This is a genomic window from Pseudoalteromonas rubra (genome assembly GCF_004212645.1).
GTDB classification, from domain to species: domain Bacteria; phylum Pseudomonadota; class Gammaproteobacteria; order Enterobacterales; family Alteromonadaceae; genus Pseudoalteromonas; species Pseudoalteromonas rubra_G.
Map to the genome: position 1 here is coordinate 1 of NZ_PPUZ01000074.1, position 18,422 is coordinate 18,422.

At 51.5% G+C, this 18,422-nt stretch carries 13 protein-coding genes; 5 read left to right on the forward strand and 8 right to left on the reverse strand.

Features of this window, described 5'->3' with window-relative positions; all coding sequences use genetic code 11:
• The first annotated feature begins 290 nt into the window (after positions 1 to 290).
• Together C3B51_RS20225 and pbpC are read left to right on the forward strand one after the other, a co-directional pair.
• Positions 291 to 4,796 (forward strand): alpha-2-macroglobulin family protein, encoded by a 4,506-nt coding sequence (locus tag C3B51_RS20225; protein ID WP_130246218.1) that lies wholly within the window; start codon positions 291 to 293, stop codon positions 4,794 to 4,796.
• A 20-nt stretch (positions 4,797 to 4,816) separates the two neighbouring features.
• Positions 4,817 to 7,003: a penicillin-binding protein 1C gene (gene pbpC / locus C3B51_RS20230; protein WP_240701938.1), complete on the forward strand. Its 2,187-nt coding sequence runs from the start codon at positions 4,817 to 4,819 to the stop codon at positions 7,001 to 7,003.
• A 38-nt stretch (positions 7,004 to 7,041) separates the two neighbouring features.
• On the opposite strand, the gene C3B51_RS20235 is transcribed toward pbpC, so the two are convergent.
• From C3B51_RS20235 to C3B51_RS20260, 6 genes are all read right to left on the reverse strand, one after another.
• Positions 7,042 to 7,416 carry a hypothetical protein gene (locus C3B51_RS20235; RefSeq protein ID WP_046003528.1) on the reverse strand — a complete coding sequence of 125 codons (375 nt, stop codon included), beginning with the start codon at positions 7,414 to 7,416 and terminating at the stop codon, positions 7,042 to 7,044.
• Positions 7,417 to 7,550: 134 nt separating this feature from the next.
• The gene (locus tag C3B51_RS20240) at positions 7,551 to 8,759 is read right to left on the reverse strand and encodes an ABC transporter permease (protein WP_130246219.1); all 1,209 of its coding nucleotides are present in this window, start codon (positions 8,757 to 8,759) and stop codon (positions 7,551 to 7,553) included.
• Between the two features lie 10 nt (positions 8,760 to 8,769).
• Entirely contained in the window at positions 8,770 to 10,104 is a 1,335-nt protein-coding gene (locus C3B51_RS20245; protein ID WP_130246220.1) for an ABC transporter permease, read from the reverse strand.
• Positions 10,105 to 10,245: 141 nt separating this feature from the next.
• Entirely contained in the window at positions 10,246 to 11,451 is a 1,206-nt protein-coding gene (locus C3B51_RS20250; protein ID WP_130246221.1) for an ABC transporter permease, read from the reverse strand.
• A 9-nt stretch (positions 11,452 to 11,460) separates the two neighbouring features.
• Complete coding sequence (locus tag C3B51_RS20255; protein ID WP_130246222.1) at positions 11,461 to 12,792, reverse strand: ABC transporter permease; 1,332 nt, start codon at positions 12,790 to 12,792, stop codon at positions 11,461 to 11,463.
• Positions 12,793 to 12,800: 8 nt separating this feature from the next.
• The gene (locus C3B51_RS20260) at positions 12,801 to 13,490 is read right to left on the reverse strand and encodes an ABC transporter ATP-binding protein (RefSeq protein ID WP_130246223.1); all 690 of its coding nucleotides are present in this window, start codon (positions 13,488 to 13,490) and stop codon (positions 12,801 to 12,803) included.
• A gap of 382 nt (positions 13,491 to 13,872) precedes the next feature.
• On the opposite strand from C3B51_RS20260, the gene C3B51_RS20265 reads away from it, so the two are divergent.
• Complete coding sequence (locus C3B51_RS20265; protein WP_164519319.1) at positions 13,873 to 14,367, forward strand: DUF1993 family protein; 495 nt, start codon at positions 13,873 to 13,875, stop codon at positions 14,365 to 14,367.
• Between the two features lie 18 nt (positions 14,368 to 14,385).
• Here the strand turns inward: C3B51_RS20265 and C3B51_RS20270 are convergent, their stop codons facing one another.
• Entirely contained in the window at positions 14,386 to 15,171 is a 786-nt protein-coding gene (locus tag C3B51_RS20270) for an AraC family transcriptional regulator (protein WP_164519318.1), read from the reverse strand.
• A 149-nt stretch (positions 15,172 to 15,320) separates the two neighbouring features.
• Here C3B51_RS20270 and C3B51_RS20275 point away from each other — a divergent pair, with 149 nt between their 5' ends.
• Both C3B51_RS20275 and C3B51_RS20280 read left to right on the forward strand, forming a co-directional pair.
• A complete protein-coding gene (locus tag C3B51_RS20275) occupies positions 15,321 to 16,073 on the forward strand; it encodes an HAD-IIB family hydrolase (RefSeq protein WP_130246224.1) in 753 nt (250 codons plus the stop codon).
• A gap of 73 nt (positions 16,074 to 16,146) precedes the next feature.
• The gene (locus tag C3B51_RS20280) at positions 16,147 to 17,739 is read left to right on the forward strand and encodes an ABC-F family ATPase (protein WP_125721801.1); all 1,593 of its coding nucleotides are present in this window, start codon (positions 16,147 to 16,149) and stop codon (positions 17,737 to 17,739) included.
• Positions 17,740 to 17,872: 133 nt separating this feature from the next.
• On the opposite strand, the gene C3B51_RS23670 is transcribed toward C3B51_RS20280, so the two are convergent.
• The coding region (locus C3B51_RS23670; protein WP_206076660.1) for a hypothetical protein at positions 17,873 to 18,422 on the reverse strand (550 nt) is incomplete at its 5' end.

The following is an 18,422-nucleotide window of genomic DNA, read 5'->3' on the forward strand; positions in this document are numbered from 1 at the left end:
CCGTTAGCGTCATATTTGCTCCTTCAAATTGAACAGGTATTAAGTGAAATTGGTATTAAGCCAAACCAATTCGCCATTTTACCCGCAGAACATCCAGTGGGGCAATGGCTGGCGCTTCACCTACGATTCACGCTCATGTACTACACTCTTTTATCGCAGTATTGACCTTCGGATAGCAACCCAAATGTATGATATGATAGTGCAATGCCATTACTGGCGATGCCATTACTGGCACCCAAGGAAATACCCACAACCCAGCTGCACCGCGTGCAGATCGAAGGAGCTTTAACATGTCGGGCAAGATCCCCTTTCACCCCATTACTCTGTTTGTGTTGTTTTTTGCGCTGGTGCTGCAAGTGACTATTCAGGCTCAGGCCAAAGTGATGCAGCAACCTAAACTGGCCATTGTTGGCTCGGGGCCGCTGGTGGCAAAGGGCGCCAGTCAGTCTATTCCTATCACCTATGAACACATTGATGCGGTGGATGTGGAGTTACTGCGCCTTAATAGCCCCCATGATTTTCTCAGTCGCTATTACCTGACGGACAAGCTCTATCCCAGTTCACTGGACAGACTACAGTACACCTACGACAGTGTCTTTGCCGACCGCTTTACCCTGCCGTCCGCGTCTAAAACAGGTATCCAATCGGCTCGCTTGCCTATCCCGAAATCGCTGCCAAGCGGTTGGTACATCATCGTCCTCAAAGCACCGGGCATGTTTGACGATTTGCAGGCTAAACACCTCTTGCTGACCGACTTGGGCATTCAGGCAAAGGTGTTTAAACAACATGCCAGTTTCCAGGTAAACCGCTTGTCTGACGGCTTGCCCGTCGCAGGCGCTAAGGTCAAGGCATACCGTAAGCATGAGTTACTGCGTGAAGCCAAAACCGATAAACAAGGCGCGGTGCATTTTGATATCACCCTGAAGCGCAACGACATCATCGTCGCTGAGTACGACGAGCTGGATGAGGCAGAGCTGGCGCTGCTACCGATTAAAGAAGTGCCACTGGACCTGTCGGATCACCCCATTGGTGGCCGTCCTTATCAGGAGCGCGAAGTCTACATTTACAGTAACCGGGACTTGGTCAAACCGGGCGAAACCCTGCCCCTGAACCTGCTGTTACGTGATGCCGATGGCGTCGCGATTGAAGATCAGCCCGTTACGCTGACCGTCACCAACCCCTTACAAGAAGAGATGCTCCGCGAGCAGCTAACCCCAAGTGCCGGCGGATTTTATAGTAAACGCCTGCATACCGGCAGCAGCTGGCCAACCGGGCGCTACAAAGTCTCGGTGATGCTCGACCCGACCGCCCAGTCCGCAATCGGCCACTTTGAATTTCAGCTGGAAGAATTTGTGCCTGAGCGCATGGACTTAACCTTTAGCGGACAACAGCCTTTTGTCGCAGCGGGCACCTCTATGCCTTTGTCGGTACAAGGGCGTTATCTGTTTGGCAGCCCGGCGGCTGGCAACACCTTAAAGGTCAGTCTGGTCCACCATAGCGTGCGACATTATCCCGGTCCCTACGCCGCATTTTTTGTCGGTGAAGACTTTTACCTGAGCAACCGCTTCCAGACACTGCCTGATCAGCAATTGTCTGAGCAGGGCACACTGATGCTGAGCCTGCCAACCGTGTCTGCCGACACGCTAAAAAGCCCGGTCAAAACCCAGGTTAATTTAAGCCTGCTGGAGTCCGGTGGCGCGGCCGTGCAACGTCAGCTTAGCTATACCAGCTGGAAACCCAGAGCGCTGCCCGCAGTGAAGCCCGCACAAACGGAATTTAAATATGCCACCGATGCCGAGTTTGAACTGGCCCTGCTGAGCCCGGATGGCCAGCAATTGACAAGTGGTGAGCTGGAGGTTGAACTCAGTTACGACCAGGGTCGTTATTTCTGGTTTTACGAGGAAGGCATAGGCTGGCGCCGCCAGTCCCAGCCGCAGTGGCGCAGTGAAGCTAAGCAGACCGTGAGCGTGAACCAAAATACCCATACCGTGCGCTTCCCGGTCGACTGGGGAAACTACCGCCTGACGGTGACAGACGTCAACAGCCAGGTTAAAACGGTTTATGACTTTTATGCCGGCTGGTATCGTGGTTATCAGCAACTCAAGGCCAAGCCGCAACACCTGTCAATCGTACTTGATAAAAGCAGCTACCGCTCTGGTGAGGTGCTCGCCGTCGAGCTGGATGCCCCGGCGGATGGTCAGCTCCAGCTGGCGCTGGAAAGCGACAAGGTGCTGTGGACACAAAGTCAGTCGGTACGTAAAGGGAAAACCACGCTGCGTGTGCCTTTAGACAAAACACTGGCCCGTCATGACCTGTATCTCAGTGCCACCTTACTCAGTGGGCAATCCAGCACTTTGCAACGCCACTTTGGCATAGTGCCAGTTACTCTGGCGCGCGAAGACCGCGAGCTGGCACTTAGCCTGACTCTGCCGGATAAAATAGCGCCCCTCAAGCCACTCATGGTCGAGATCCAGGCCGATGGTGTGGCCCAGGCGCAGGCAGATCAGAGCTGGGTTACTCTGTCTGTTGTGGATAAAGGGATCCTCAATTTGAGCCGCTATTATCCGGTCGACCCACATCATTACCTGTTTAATCAGCGTCGTTATGGCGGCGATGTCATCGACTTATATTCACGTCGGTATGATAACCGTCCCGATCCGTTTGCACAGTCCCGCTTTGGTAGTGACAGCAATGCACGCAGCGATAACCGCAATGACAATCTGGTCGAAAGCAAAACCGTGATCCTGATGACCCAACCGGTGCAGCTGATTGACGGCAAGGCCAGTATTACAGTCGATATGCCTGATTATAATGGCGAAGTACAAATTGTCGCGACCGCTTTCAACCCCACTCAGGTGGGCCATAAAGTCGCTGCCCGCCCGGTCAGCGCCCCCGTTATCGCAGAGCTCAGCGTACCGCGCTTTTTAGTCCCGGGTGATGAAACCTCCGTCACACTGGACTTGCATAACGTCAGTGGCCAGGCGCAGGATTTGTCGGTCACGCTCACGCCCTCTGGTCCCGTGCAGTTTACACAAGACAGTACCTTTACACTGACTCTGGAAGATCAGGCACACTGGAGCCAGACCATGCGCCTGATGGTTGCAGACTCTCCCTTATCGCAAACCGCAAGCGTACACATTGCGCTGCAAGGCACAGAGATAACACAGTCGCGCAGCTGGTCGGTGCCCGTCAAAGCCATTGAACCACAGCTGGTGCAGGCAAGCAGCATGATGCTCGCCCCCGGGCAAACGTATCAGTTAACACCGGCGCTCTGGCAAGGGTTACACGTTGATGCTGCGGATGCGGGGACTTTGTATGCCAGTCATACGCCCAGATTACCAATCAAAGAATATGCCACCGCATTACGTGCCTACCCATACGGCTGCGCGGAGCAAACCACCAGTAAAGCCTGGCCATTTTTGCTCAAACACCCGCAACTTGACGGCTTATTGCAGCAGGCACTGCAAGCGCCTCCCGGCGAGACACAACAATTTGACGACCCACGAACCTTAGTAAGCCAGGCAGTACAGCGACTAAAGACCATGCAAAAACCCAGTGGCGGATTTGCGCTATGGGATAGCCAGGGTGCAGAACAGCCGTGGCTAAGCGCCTATATCACCGAGTTTTTAACCCAGGCACACGCCACTTTTCCGGGCACAGTGCCGCAAAGTATGCTGAACCGTGCCCACTACCGTATGCTCAGATACACCCGCGATAACACGGTCGACGACCTCAGTCAGGATGCCTATGAGGCAACGGCGGCAAAAAGCTTTGCCGCTTATCTTGCCAGCCAGCGAGGCCAGATCAGTTACAGCGATCTGGAGTCGCTGCGGATAACTGAGTACCCGTCGCGGTTGAGCCTGCTCCATATGGCGTCGGCACTGGCCGATGTGGGGGCGACCCAACAGGCTGCGGCGCTGCTCAGACAAGCCAGTACGATAAGCCGCAGCGAAGACTATTTTGCCGACTATGGTTCGACGCTGCGCGATGATGCCCAATCAGCTCAGGTGCTGGCCAGACTGGCAAAGCATCGCGCGTTGCGCTCACAATCCCGCGCATTGCAAACCAGCTTGCTCGAAAAATTACCCGATCAAGCACTTAAAACCTGGCTGAGCACCCAGGAGCGCGCTGCATTACTGCGCACCGCGGTTGAGGTAAGTCAGACCAACCCTAGCCACCCGGTACAACTGGAGATCAACGCCAAGCAGCAACAACATCCAGAGGTGATAAGCCACGCACTTGCGCAAACGATGACCATCAAAAACCCAACTGATGAGCCGGTGTATGTGCAACTGATGGCCAAAGGCCGCCTCAAACTGGACGCCAGTGTTGCCAACGAAATTAGCTCATTCAACACGCTGGATACCAAGCGTATTCTCAGACGCTTGTTTGACTTGAACGGACAACCGCTGGATAAATCCCGTTTCGAAGTTGGAGAACGCGTGGTGGTTGTGCTGGATGTCCAAACCAAAGAGCCGGTACCAGATGCCCTGCTAATTGAACGCATTCCGGCTGGGTTTGTGCTGGAGAACCCGGCGCTGATGCAAGGCTTTCCAGTGTCGCAATTGTTGCCCGAGCATGTCACGCTGGCAACCACAGATCACACAGAGTATCGTAATGACCGCTTTGTGGCAGCACTGGGGCTTAGCACTCGCAAATACCAGTTTGCTTATGTCTTGCGCGCCGAAGTGCCCGGCGTTTATCAGGTGCCGCCGAGTTATCTTGAATCCATGTACCGGCCTCATAAGCATGTGATTTACTGGCAATACCCCTATCAGCTGGAGGTCGTGCGCTGAGATGTCTGGCGGACTCAACTATGTATGTGGTTAACGCGCTGCGTCCTGGCCGCATGACCCGCTATGCCACAGCGCTGGCGGGTTTGCTCCTGCTACTGTTTTGGCTGGATTGGCGATATCCACTGCCAAAGCCCTATCCGGATGGGCCCGCCACTGTGGTCACGGCCCGCGACGGACAACAGCTGCGCGCTTTCAGTGATGATCAGGGGGTCCACCGCTATCAGGTAACGCTGGCAGACGTCGACCCCTTTTACCTCACGGCCTTACTTGATTACGAAGACCGATGGTTTTACTACCACCCCGGCGTTAATCCACTGGCGCTGTGCAGAGCCTTGTGGCAATGGCTGGCGCATGGTCGGATCATTTCCGGTGGCTCTACCCTCAGCATGCAGGTAGCACGACTTCTTGACCCGCACGAACGCTCCATACCCGGCAAGCTGAAGCAGATTTTCAGAGCCGTCCAACTGGAATGGCATTACAGCAAACCTGAGATCCTCACTTTGTATCTCAATCTGGCCCCCTTTGGTGGCAACATAGAAGGCGTCGAAGCGGCCTCGCGACGTTACTTCAATAAGCCTGCAAAGTCCTTGTCTATCAACCAGTCGGCTTTACTGGTTGTGCTGCCACAAAAACCCTCGCATAACCGCCCGGACCGCTACCCAGAGCGCGCCCGGGCAATGCGCAATAAGGTACTCAGACGCCTGGCCGACAGCCAGCTGGTCAATGCCGAACAACTGGCGCTTCTGAGCCAGGAGCCGGTGCGTTTATCCGCGCCTTCACAGCCCCCTCTGGCGCCCCTGTTAAGCCGTCGCTTAAAGCGTCAGCACCCCACTTCGCATGTGATCCGCACGACTTTAGATCATGATTTGCAACAGCGTCTCAACCAGCTGCTGGCCAATACCAAGCAGAGATTAACGGGCAAAAGTTCGGCTGCGGTGCTGATCGTGCATAATCAGCAGGCAGAAGTACTGGCCTATCAGGGGTCGGTTGATTTTAGCGATGACAGTCGCTTCGCACATGTTGATATGATCCGGGCGGTACGTTCACCGGGTTCAACGCTGAAACCCTTCATTTACGGACTGGGGCTGGATCTGGGCTTGATCCACAGTCAGAGCCTGATGAGCGATATTCCGAGCGACTTTGACGGATACAAGCCACAAAATCTCAACGGCCGCTTCAGCGGCGCGGTGAGTGTCACCAAAGCACTGCAACACTCCCTGAATGTACCGGCTATCCAGCTACTGCATCGCATCGGTGCCGCGCGCTTTGAGCAACAACTCAGTCATGCCAAAGTGGCACTGCATCATCAGGATGCTAACCTGGCGGTTGGACTCGGTGGCACCGGGATCGAGTTAGTTGAGCTGGCAAGGCTCTACCGCGCCCTGGCCAGTCAGGGCCAGGTGCAGGACTTATCGTTTGTTGAAAACGACTCCCGCCACACGAGCCCGGCATTTTCTTTGCTGTCTCCTGCTGCCAGCTGGATCACGTTTGAGATGCTCAGTCAGCTGTCGGCACCGGATCGGGTGGTCCCCAGCAACCGCCGCAAGATTGCCTGGAAAACCGGAACCAGTTATGGCTATCGGGATTTCTGGTCCGTCGGTGTCAGTGCAGACTACACCGTGGCGGTCTGGGTCGGCCGACCCGATGCCAGCCCGGTGGTCGGGTATTTGGGCGCCACACGCGCCGCACCTTTAATGTTTGATGTGTTCGATTTACTGCCTGCGGATACCCGTAGCCTGACAAGGCCCGCGCAAGTTGAGCCCGTACAGATCTGCTGGCCGGGAGGAGTGGCACGTCAAGATACACCAGATAGCGCATGCCACACGCAACTCACGGCCTACACCCTCAATGGCATGACACCGCCAACTATGCACAGTCAGGGGAATTTTGTCACTGAGCCTGGCTGGCCTGCTGAGCTTGCCAGCTGGCAGGCCCAAAACAATGCGCCCGTGAAACAGCCGGACTACACGCAGGTCCGCATCGCCGCGCCGCGCAGCGGTCAGCATTATTACCGGCAACAGGTTTTGGCGATCCCCTTGAGCGTATCGGGTGTTGGCAGTGAGCAAGCAGAAGCGGTGCGCTGGTATGTCAATCATGCACCACATGACTCAACCACCCTGGCCCTGTCTGAGTATCAGGGCAAAGTGGTCATCACAGCGTGTATTGCACAGCAGTGTGACCAGCAGCATATCGTGGTGCACCCTTAAGTAACAACATATCGTGGCGCCCCCTTAACTGAAACCAGTTACTGCATGGCGGTTTTTAGATAACCCACTACAGTGTGTAAATCGACCAGACGTTGCTGGGCTTCCTCTTTGCTTATTCCCTGAATGGCCTCATAATCATCAAGAAAAATAGCACTGTCATAATCCCCCGTGCTGGCATTTCTGACATACACCAGTACGTAGCAATAGCGTAAAATAGAATCCAGATAGCGGAAAAATTCGATGTCGTCAGCACTGAGTTCAGGCTTTACACCGCTGCCGAGCCGGTTAATAAACACCTGCTTAACATAAACACTTTGCTCTCCGCTGGTATACTTAACAACACCGTAACAGCCATTGTTATTTATTGATTCAGTGAAGATATCTGCGACTGGTAGCAAGCCTGGCTGATGCATAATCTCGTTCCTGATAACATTAGTTTCATATAATGTTAGAACAAAATTACAAAATGACTATAAATTGACATGAATAATCCCCAAAAGCGCCCGAAATACCCTTTTGGGGAAAATATAATCTAATTGCTGTCGCCTCAAACGCTGCGTGTTGCCAGGGCCGGTGATACCCTGGCCGCCATCCAGGCAGGCTGACACACAGCCAGCTGACCCACGATGAGGATAACCCCTCCTACCAGAAGCAAATACGTCACCGGGACCGGCGCCATATCAAAGTAGTTCACCAGCTGCACGTTAGCGAGCAGCGCGCACAGTACGCCCAGCGTAATACCGATGAAGGTGACTATGGCATTCTCTGTCATACAGTAACGTAAAATATCTGCTCTGCTGGCACCAAGGGCTCTGCGCGTACCGATCTGCTTGCGACGTTTAACAATGGTAAAACGAGCCTGACCAAATATCCCCAAAAGCGTCAGTAACACCAGTCCTGCAATCACCCAGTATAAGGTCTTAATGGCCGCGCGTTCAGATTTGAACTTTTCCTGGCGGATCTGTTGATAATCCAGCAGCCGGTCCAGCTGGCGGCCGGGGGTTTTCAGTAATAATTGCGCCACGTCTAATTTGGCCTGCTCGCGCTGTCCGGGCATTGCCCGCACCAGTATCTTAATGTCGTTTCCGATACTGCGCAGTGGCGCTAACACCGTATTGTCGTGTGAATACCAGTCAGGCCATACCGACTTCAGTTCTTTGACTATGCCCTTCACCAGCACCGGTTTGTAATCAAGATAAACTGTCGTACCCAGTATTGCGCGCCAGTCATCCGGGTAATACAACTCGGCAAACCCTTTGGATACCAAAGCGTGTGTTGGATCCGCGCTATAATCTATCGAGTCCAGGATCTCCCCTTCGCTGGGTCCTTCACCCGCAATGAGCTCCAGCCCCATCGCCGCAATAGCATGCTCGTCACCAGTGTAATAACCGGTATAAATATTCATGTCTTCTTCGGTCGGTCCTAACCCCGTCGGAACATAGCTGCCCCAGTTGCTCAGTGGGAAGGCATTCATCACAGTGACATTTTCAACACTCGATAAGTTGCGAATGTCACGCAGATCCTGCTTTACCAGCGCAATCATTTCCTCCGCCTGATTGCTCTGTACATTGGTCTCAAGCGTAAACACGACGTCTTCATCCAGGCCACTGGGCTCAACTAACATCGCCTCTTTTTGAATGATCAGGTAGACCGCATTGACCAAAATGGTAAAGGTCACTGCGATTTGTAAAATCAGCAACAGGGGGGCCGATTTTGCCCGCCACAGGGTACTTAATATAGGCTTTAAATCCTTCATTGTGCGACTCCTATTGGCTTTTTAGCTGAGCTGAGGGTTGGATTTGAGTAGCCCGGTAAATAGGCCATAACCCAAATAACGTGCTGCTAAACACCGCCAGCACCACCGTCAGCACAGCCAGCGCTGTGGTCATTTGCATTAAGCCTTCGGGTAGATGTGCAAAAGTATCGGCGGTTAAGCGCAATCCCAGCTGCGCCAATGTCAGCCCTAAAATACCACCCAAAGTACCTATCAGCACCGTTTCGCAGCCAAACTGTACGGCAATATGCTGTTTGCTGGCACCAACCGCTCTGCGCAAGCCCACCTCGGCGCCTTTACCATAAAACTTAATCAACATCAGGCCCATACAATTGAGCAGGCAGGCAATCAAGAAGGCAAACGCCAGCCATACCGCGATCCGATCATCGTCCTCGATTACGTGATCTTCGATAAGCGACTCATTGATATCAAAAAGCTCACTCGGTTTTTCCCGGGCAAAGCGCCCGCCGCTTTTCTGCTCCTCGGCATAGGCGTTAATATAGTCGGTATAATCGTCGCGCTGCGTCGCGTGTTCCAGTTCTACCCAATAACGGATCCAGACACACTCTGAAGCCAGGAAGCTTTCCAATGAGCCATCATCGAGAACGGTCCAGCATCGCCAGCCCATTTCTCCTTTTGACAGCAAGTTGTTGTTGACCTGAAACTGAAAAGGCGTAAACAAAGGATACGGTAAATTATGCGCACGATTTGGCCCCTGGAAAACCTGCGGGAGTGGTGCCCAGCTATCAATGACCCCGACAACCCTCACCAGGTGCGGACCAACAAAGATATGCTGACCAACGGAATTTGCGCCGCCAAACAGGCGGTCGTTGGTTTGCTTGTCCAGTACCACCAGCGCAGCGCCTTTTTTATCTTCGCTATCGGACCACGGAGACCCAAACAGAAAAGGCACATCGAAGATTTCAAAAAAGTCGTTGTTGACGGAGTTAAAGCGCAGCATTTTGGCTTCTTTTTCAGTCTGCTCTTCGCTGCGGACCATGCTTTTATACATGACGACCGCGCTCTGGCGCAGGCCTTTGGCGTCCTCCAGCAAGTTTATGGTGTCCATGTAGGTCATCATCGGGGGAAGCATTTCTTCCCCTCTGGACAACTGGTAGGCCTTGTCCGGGCTCCAGCTGCTCAGACGCACAGAGAAAACCCGATCACTTTTTTCCGGTAAGGGGTCTTTTGCCATCATAATGCTGACGGTCGAAGTGATCATGGTGGCCGCGATACCCATAGCAATCGTGCCAATCATCAAAATACTCAGTAGCGGCGTCTTTTTAAGACTGATCCAGGCGAGTTTAAAGTAGTAACCTATCAACATTTCCACCGCCTCCGGATAGTACAATGAGGGGATAAAAAAGGTACAAACAAGTTTGGTCGATTTGAAATTAAACGCATACTTATTCCTTTATTGTTTTAATATATTTCCTTTGGACTGGGGTCACCTCATGTGACCCCAGTGTTATACGCTGCGTGTTGCCAGCGCAGGCGAAACGCGTGCTGCCTGCCAGGCAGGCTGAATTACCGCACACTGACCAGCCAGCAGAATAGCCAGTGCCCCCACCAATAGATAATCAGCAGGAACCGGCGTCAGGCCAAAGTAGCTCACCAACTGAGTATTCACCAGTACGGCACAGACCATACCGATAACCACCCCAGTCAGAGTCACTATCAGATTCTCCAGCAAATAGTAACGCAATATCTGTAACTGGTTGGCGCCCAAAGCACGTCGGGTACCAATTTGCTTGCGGCGCTTGAGGATGGCAAACCGGGCCTGACCAAAAATGGCCAACATAGTCAGGATCAACAAACCAACCAGGACCAGCTGCAGCGTTTGCAGCTCGGCCACATCCGCCCGATAACTTTCCTCCCGGGTCTGGCTGAAAGGCTTCAGCTTATCGATTTGTCTGCCAGGCGTCATCAGCAACGCCTCTTTGACATCCAGCATAGCCTTATCCAGTGTGCCAGGCTGCGCTCTTACCATCAGGCCTACTTTGTCCTTAATCTCAAACACAGGTGACAAAACCGCGTGATCAAACAGTCGCCAGAAGCTCCAGACCGCTTTTAGGTTGTCCACCACCCCAATCACTTGTTGTGGATCTCCCTGCACATACAGCGTCTTGCCTAGCACATCACGCCAGTTATCCGGGTGCAGTGTCTGAGCAAGCGCTTTGGAGACTAAAATCTTGCCGCCTGATTTGGCGCCGAAAAACGAATGCGTTACATCGCTTCTCTCAAACCATTGCCCGGCAACCAGCTTCAGGTCCAGCGTATCCTTGCTATCGTAGTTACTGCCATAATATCCGCTACTGGTGAGCTTATCTTCATCAGCAGGGCCGTAACCTATATCAGCTGAGCGACCATAACCACTCAGTGGCACTGACGTGACAGGGATGGCATTCTCAACACTGTCCAGGTCTTTAATATCGCGGAGCACTTGCTCAAATTCAGCAACCCGGGCTTCACCCGTTTCCTGTAAATTAATAAACAGTGAAAACACCTGAGTTTCATTGAGGCCACTGGGTGCCTTTACCTTTTCGTGTTTTTGCATCACCATATAGACGGCATTAACGAAAATGGTGAAGGTTAAGGCAATTTGCAAGATCAGCAGCAGCGGGGACGCCTTGCTGCGCCAAAGCGATTTAAGAATGACTGAAAAATCCTTCATGACGTCCTCCTACAGGCTCTTTAACTGGCTGGATGGCTGGATCCGGGTAGCACGATAAATCGGCCACAGGCCAAACAATACACTCGCCACCACAGAGAGCACTAAGGTCATCAGCATGATCCTCAGGTCCATTTGCATAATGCTGTCATTCAGGTAGGTAAAGATCTGCTGAATTAACTGCAAGCCAAGCTGTGCGAATACCAGCCCCAGGACGCCACCCAGAATACCTATCAAAAATGCCTCACACAAAAACTGCCGACCGATATCCTGGCGGCTGGCACCAACAGCCCGTCGCAGGCCAATTTCACTCCCCTTACCATAAAACTTGGTCATCATCAGACTCATGCAATTGAGCAAACACGCCAGTAAAAAGGCAAATGCCAGCCACACGGCCATGTCATTTTCGTTGCTCAGCACTTCAGTCCAGCGCAGGTATTCATCAATGGTAAATAAGCGACTCAGGTTTTCTCTGGCGAAGCGACCTGCCGACTTTTGCTCATCAACATAGACGTTAATGAAATCCATGTAGTCCGCTCTGTCTTTTGCCGACTCCAGCTCAACCCAGTAAAACAGCCAGATACAATCCGAGGTGATGAAGTCACTAAACGCGACATCTTCAATATCCTGCCAGCACGCCCAGGTGACATCACCGCGAGAGAAGATCTCCTGGTTAATCTGGTATTGCAGTGGCACAAAAAGAGCATGGGGATCGTGGTATGCCTGAGACGACAAATAATAAAACCTTGGAATAGGGAACCAGTCGTCCATGACACCGACTATTTGCAGCAAGGACTCACCCAACACAATGTGACGGCCCACCGAGTTCACCCCGTCAAACAATTCGTCGTTCAGCGCTTTGGTGATCACCACAACCTGATTGCCCGCACTATCATCCTGTTCAGACCAGGCACTGCCATACAAAAAAGGCACTTCAAACATAGAAAAGAAGTCATTATGTGTGGTGCGTACCATCCGCATCTGTGCATCACGGCGATTTTGTTGCTCTGCCCGGCTCATACTTTTAAACAAACCAATGGCTGTTTCTTGCTGCGCTTTAGCGGCTGTTTTGAGGTTTTGGGCATCCCGATAGGAGATCATTTCAGGGATCTCTTCTCGTCCATCAACCACCTTATATGGTTGTTGCGGACCCCAGGAACTGAGCTGAACGGTAAAAATACGATCACTTTTTGCAGGCAGCGGATCTTTGGTCATCATATAGCTTACGGTGTACGTCACCATCGCAGCCGCAATGCCCAAAGCAATCGTACCCACCATCAGCACGCTCAGTAATGGCGTTTTACGTAAGCTGAGCCATGCCAGCTTAAAATAATAACTCAACATAGCTGTTCCTAAGCAATCGCCTGCGCTTGGGCACGACGCTCACTTAGCACACCATCTTTGATTTCAATGATCCTTTGTGCCTGGCTGGCCTGCTCGGTATCATGTGTTACCATCAAAATACTGGTCCCTTTCGCATTGATATCTTTAAGTAAAGACATAATGCCGTCTGCCATTTTAGAGTCCAGGTTACCGGTTGGCTCATCCGCCAGTAAAAACGCCGGACTGCCAGCCAGCGCACGCGCAATAGCAACACGTTGCTGCTGTCCGCCAGAAAGCTGCTGCGGGTAGTGATCTTTACGACTTGCCAGACCAACCTGCTGTAAGGCATCCATAACGCGCTGTTTACGCTCCGCAGCACTAAAGCTGCGATAGCGTAATGGCATTTCAACATTATCGAACAGGTTTAGCTCGGGGATCAGATTAAACCCTTGGAAAATAAACCCAATTTTTTCGTTTCGTAAGCGCGATTTTTGTTTATCTGACAGCCCAGTGACATCATGCCCATCAAGCAGGTACAGACCTTCGCAATATTCTTCCAGCAAACCCGCAATATTGAGAAAAGTTGTTTTACCAGAGCCAGACGGACCAATAACAGCAACAAACTCACCCTGCTGAACTTCTAGGTCAAAAGGTTGCAGCGCCTGAGTTTTTACCGTATCCGTGTAATAAGCCTTCGCCAGTTTTGACATTTTAAGCATAAAATTTCCTTATGAATTGTCTTATTTTTGTAGCTCGCAAGCCTGTGTACTTCTATTTTTGACTCACTCTTGCAAGAAGAGCCTGTCCCCAAGGCAATGCGCTGGCGGGTTGGCGGGCTTGTGTCTAAAATTAAAGCCCGCAGGCAATTTACCAGCGGACTCCAGAAGGTACACAAAAAACCATTTAAAGTCACGTTTTTTAAACGTTCCGTTAAACTAATGATGGTTCAGGTTTTATTGACTACATTTATTGTAGGTGTTTGAAAGTAATGATTAAGCGTCGCTTAGTATAAAGCAGTTTGTTAATAACAATTGTACATCGGTATTTGCCTGTCGTGCTATGAACTTAATGTACATTTTGATCTATTTGAACGAGGGAAAAATGAGCCAGATTATTGAGCCATTCATACACTATCTAAACCAGATGCGTACTATGATGCAACGCGACGATATCACCGAAGATTTGCTAAAGCAAAGACTCAGCCCGGACATGTTTCCTTTGCATCAACAAGTCTCAACAGCTGCGGCCTTGTCGCTGCGCTGTTGCTGCCCGCTATTTAATAAAGAAGTCAGAAGCTTTAAGCGCCCGAACATCAGTATCACCGACTTACAGCAAGAACTGGACGACACCATAGAGTATCTGGAGCATTTGGAAAGCAACCCCTTTGAGTCAATGCCTTCGAGCGTCACTTTTGTCGCCGGCTTTGCCAATCATACGCTGGAGCCTGAACAGTACTTTCAGTTTTATGCCTGGCCTAACTTCCTGTTCCACTTTTCCATGGCCTACGCAATACTGCGTGCCGCCGGGCTGCCACTCGGCAAAGGCGATTTTGATGGTTTCCACCGCTACCCGGCCGGGTTTTCATTTCCCTCGTAATTTCCTCGGCTCAGAAGGTTAGCGTTTTCGCCAGCTAAACTGACGCCGGTAGGCCCCCGGTGTCATGCCCGTGTGTGCTTTAAAAAACTGACTAAAATAGGCGGCACTGGCAAACCCGCATTGCTGTGCCACCACCCCAACCGGCCGCCGCTCCGTTGCCAGTAAATGCTGGGCACGCTGACAGCGCAGCTGTGCACAATACTGTGAAAACGAATAACCAAGCTCGTGTTGAAACCAGCGCTTTAGGGTCGCTGTACTGACATTGATATACGCTGCACACTGGGCCAGGCTAGGTGGTTCATCAACTCGGCTTGCAACCCAGGCCTTTACCCGAGCCAATCGCTCAGAATTACGCGAGTGATCCAGAGCGAACCCTTTGGCGGGAGAAGTGCGCAACTCAGCCAGTATCTCACACAGCAAAGTCAGCCGATTAAGCGGGCTTGCGGTGTTGAGTGCCAGACATTGCTCACGCACACGCTCAGCGCTATCCCGGCTAAAAACCAGCCCGCTTTCAATACTATCAAGCCAGCTCTGCAAGTCTGCCAACTCGGCAATGGCACAAGCCAGCAATGTCTTTGGCCACAACACCACCACAATCAGCTCAGCACTGTCATAAGGGGGCTGGCTGTCCCAGGTATGGGGCACGCCAGGTGCGATCAGGGCCAGGTCGATGCCATCAAACGCATGAATGGCGCTGCCGATAAACCCGCAGCCCTGCGCACCTATTGTCAGGATCAGCTCAAAGCAATCATGCTGATGCCACTCGAACAGCACCTTTTGCTTTTCAATATACTTAACTTGCACAGATTGGTTCAGCGCAAAGCGGACTGGGGCGGGTTTTCCTGTATTAATGGTCAATTTGAGCCAATATTTATAAATTATGAGCCAATAACCAAAATACTAAATGGTGAGTTTGGCAAAGTAAATGCTCTGTTTTGTACCTGGAAGTAATAATGAATTTTGTTTTTGATTTAGATGGCACGACCGTATTCCATGCCCAGCGCATGCATGATGACATCAAAGGTGGCCTGTTAGCACTGCAAAGTAACGGTGGTAAGTTGTACTTTGCCACCGCCCGACCACTGAGAGATACCTTGCCAGTCTTGCCTGAGTGCTTCTGGCATCACCCTATCATTGGCTGCAACGGCGCTATGTTCAGTGAACACAAGGCGGTAGTCAGTGCCCACAGTTTCGAGCCAAAGCAAATTACCACTTTGCTTACCTGGCTGGACAACCACGAAATCGCCTATTTATTTGACGGCCACTGGCAATATGCCATCTCAAACAAGCCTCATCATTTTCATCAGCATGTGGCCGAACTGGGTATTCCTCCGGGCAGCAATGAACAGCTAAGACATGAGCCCATTGTGAAGTTACTGGTTTTAGAGGATGAGCATCACGAGCGGGTCAAACAAGTCTGTGAACAAACACTCAGCAGCTTTGAAACCTATCATCACAACGGCCATCATTGCTTTGATCTGGTGCCCGCACGCAGCAACAAGCTTACAGCACTGCTGGAACTTGGCCTGGATATGCAGCAAACCGTATGTTTTGGTAACGATGTCAATGACATTGCAATGCTGGAAGCCGCCCAACAAGCCTATGTTGTCGGCGAGCAAATTACGCCAAATTGTGACTATGTTCAGCTGACACAGGAAACCGTGGCACAGACCCTCCACCAGTTAGCAAACAATCTTTGCGCATAAACCCGCTCCTTGCTCACCCCCGGCCGCGATTTAATGCTAAAATCGCGGCAATTGAATCTAATGAGCACCCTTTATGCTGTCTTGTAACAACATCACCATGCAGTTTGGCGCTAAGCCGCTGTTTGAAAATATCTCGGTCAAATTTGGCGACGGTAATCGCTATGGTCTGATCGGCGCCAATGGCTGCGGTAAATCGACCTTTATGAAGATCCTCAGCAAAGAGCTTGAGGCCAGCGCGGGTAACGTTTCTTACGACCCCAACGAGCGCATTGCGAAACTTAATCAGGATCAGTTTGCCTACGAGGAATTCTCTGTGGTCGACACGGTTATCATGGGCCATAAAGAGCTGTGGGAAATAAAACAGGAGCGCGACCGCATCTACTCGCTGCCTGAAATGAGCGAAGAAGACGGTATGAAAGTGGCCGATCTGGAAACTCAGTTTGCCGAAATGGACGGTTATGCCGCCGAAGCTAAAGCCGGTGAGCTGCTGCTGGGTGTGGGCATTCCAACCGAGCAACACTACGGACCTATGTCTGAAGTCGCGCCGGGCTGGAAGCTACGAGTGCTGCTGGCGCAGGTACTGTTTGCCGAGCCGGACATCATGCTGCTCGACGAACCCACCAACAACCTGGACATCTACACCATCAAGTGGCTGGAAGACGTTCTGAACCAGCGCGACTGCACTATGATCATTATCTCGCACGACCGCCACTTCCTGAACTCGGTGTGTACTCATATGGCTGATATCGACTATGGCGATCTGCGCATTTACCCGGGCAACTACGACGAATATATGCTGGCCGCCACCCAGGCGCGGGAGCGTCTGCTGGCTGACAACGCCAAGAAAAAAGCTCAGATCTCTGAACTTCAGCAGTTTGTTGCGCGCTTCTCAGCAAACGCGTCGAAAGCAAAGCAAGCCACTTCACGTGCCAAACAGATAGATAAGATCCAGCTGGAAGAAGTCAAAGCATCAAGCCGTCAGAACCCGTTTATTCGTTTTGAGCAATCTAAACAGCTATTCCGTAATGCACTTGAACTGGAAAACTTATCACAAGGCTTTGACGATACTCTGTTCAGTGGCCTCAACGGGCTGGTCGAAGTGGGCGAAAAAGTCGCTATTATCGGTGAAAATGGCGTGGGTAAAACCACCTTGCTGAACACCCTGGCCGGGCGCATGGCACCTAAGTCGGGTGAGTTTAAGTGGTCTGAAAATGCCAACATTGGCTACTATGCTCAGGACCATGCGGATGAGTTTGAAAAAGACTTAGATCTGTTTCAGTGGATGGAGCAGTGGCAACAGGAAGGCGACGATGAACAGGTAGTACGAGGCTTCCTGGGTCGCATGCTGTTCTCACAAAACGACATTAAGAAGTCGGTAAAAGTGATTTCCGGGGGTGAGCAGGGTCGCATGCTATTCGGTAAACTGATGATGCACAAACCGAATATTCTGTTGATGGATGAACCGACCAACCACATGGATATGGAATCCATTGAGTCCCTGAATATGGCACTGGAACAATACGAAGGCACCTTGTTCTTCGTGTCACATGACCGCCAGTTTGTTTCTTCTTTGGCGACTCGTATTTGGGAGATCAAAGACGGTCAGATCATTGACTTCCAGGGCACTTACGACGAATACCTGGCTAAGCAAGCAGCTGAGCAATAAAAGCGACTCCATGCAATAGTCTGGCGCTTCAGCGCAATAAAACAAAAAGGTGGGGATCCGATTTCCCCACCTTTTAAAACCAAGCTCAGGGTTGCGAGAAAAAACAACCTGTGAGCTTTTTAGTTATCACTCGCTAGCGACCCAGGCTTTCATCACACAGGTTGTCGTAATATGCCTGCTCACCCTGGAAAGACATCCTGACCGAACTTGTCGTTTTACCGACCTTGCGCGTACCATGGAATTCATATCCATCCAGGTCCAACTTTCCGATAACATAACGCTCCGCTTTTTGTCGCGCGCCAAAGCGAATGCCCATACGTATCACGCCATGCTTCACTTTATATTGCCCTTTGACAATAAACGCATCCTGTTCCATGTAGTTAAAGTCAGGTGTACTGCTACCAATGATCATACCATCAAGGGTTTTTACACAGACTTTTAGATAATCCTGAAACGCATTATCCGTTGCGCCGTTGTGTTGATTGGCATCACTTTGAATGATCATCACCCCTTTCTGATAGAAATCCGACTTAGTCGGGAAAGGAATAAAATTACGATCTGAGATCTGAGAGTCGTCTGCACCAAACGAATCATCTGCACCGAATGAGTCATCTGCACCAAACGAATCATCTGCACCAAACGAATCATCCGCACCGAATGAGTCATCTGCGCCAAACGAATCA

Excerpts from the sequence above, each read along its gene's own strand:
- C3B51_RS20225 (WP_130246218.1), top strand. The coding sequence starts at position 291 with ATGTCGGGCAAGATCCCCTTTCACCCCATTACTCTGTTTGTGTTGTTT.
- pbpC (WP_240701938.1), top strand. The coding sequence starts at position 4,817 with ATGTATGTGGTTAACGCGCTGCGTCCTGGCCGCATGACCCGCTATGCC.
- C3B51_RS20235 (WP_046003528.1), bottom strand. The coding sequence starts at position 7,416 with ATGCATCAGCCAGGCTTGCTACCAGTCGCAGATATCTTCACTGAATCA.
- C3B51_RS20240 (WP_130246219.1), bottom strand. The coding sequence starts at position 8,759 with ATGAAGGATTTAAAGCCTATATTAAGTACCCTGTGGCGGGCAAAATCG.
- C3B51_RS20245 (WP_130246220.1), bottom strand. The coding sequence starts at position 10,104 with ATGTTGATAGGTTACTACTTTAAACTCGCCTGGATCAGTCTTAAAAAG.
- C3B51_RS20250 (WP_130246221.1), bottom strand. The coding sequence starts at position 11,451 with ATGAAGGATTTTTCAGTCATTCTTAAATCGCTTTGGCGCAGCAAGGCG.
- C3B51_RS20255 (WP_130246222.1), bottom strand. The coding sequence starts at position 12,792 with ATGTTGAGTTATTATTTTAAGCTGGCATGGCTCAGCTTACGTAAAACG.
- C3B51_RS20260 (WP_130246223.1), bottom strand. The coding sequence starts at position 13,490 with ATGCTTAAAATGTCAAAACTGGCGAAGGCTTATTACACGGATACGGTA.
- C3B51_RS20265 (WP_164519319.1), top strand. The coding sequence starts at position 13,873 with ATGAGCCAGATTATTGAGCCATTCATACACTATCTAAACCAGATGCGT.
- C3B51_RS20275 (WP_130246224.1), top strand. The coding sequence starts at position 15,321 with ATGAATTTTGTTTTTGATTTAGATGGCACGACCGTATTCCATGCCCAG.
- C3B51_RS20280 (WP_125721801.1), top strand. The coding sequence starts at position 16,147 with ATGCTGTCTTGTAACAACATCACCATGCAGTTTGGCGCTAAGCCGCTG.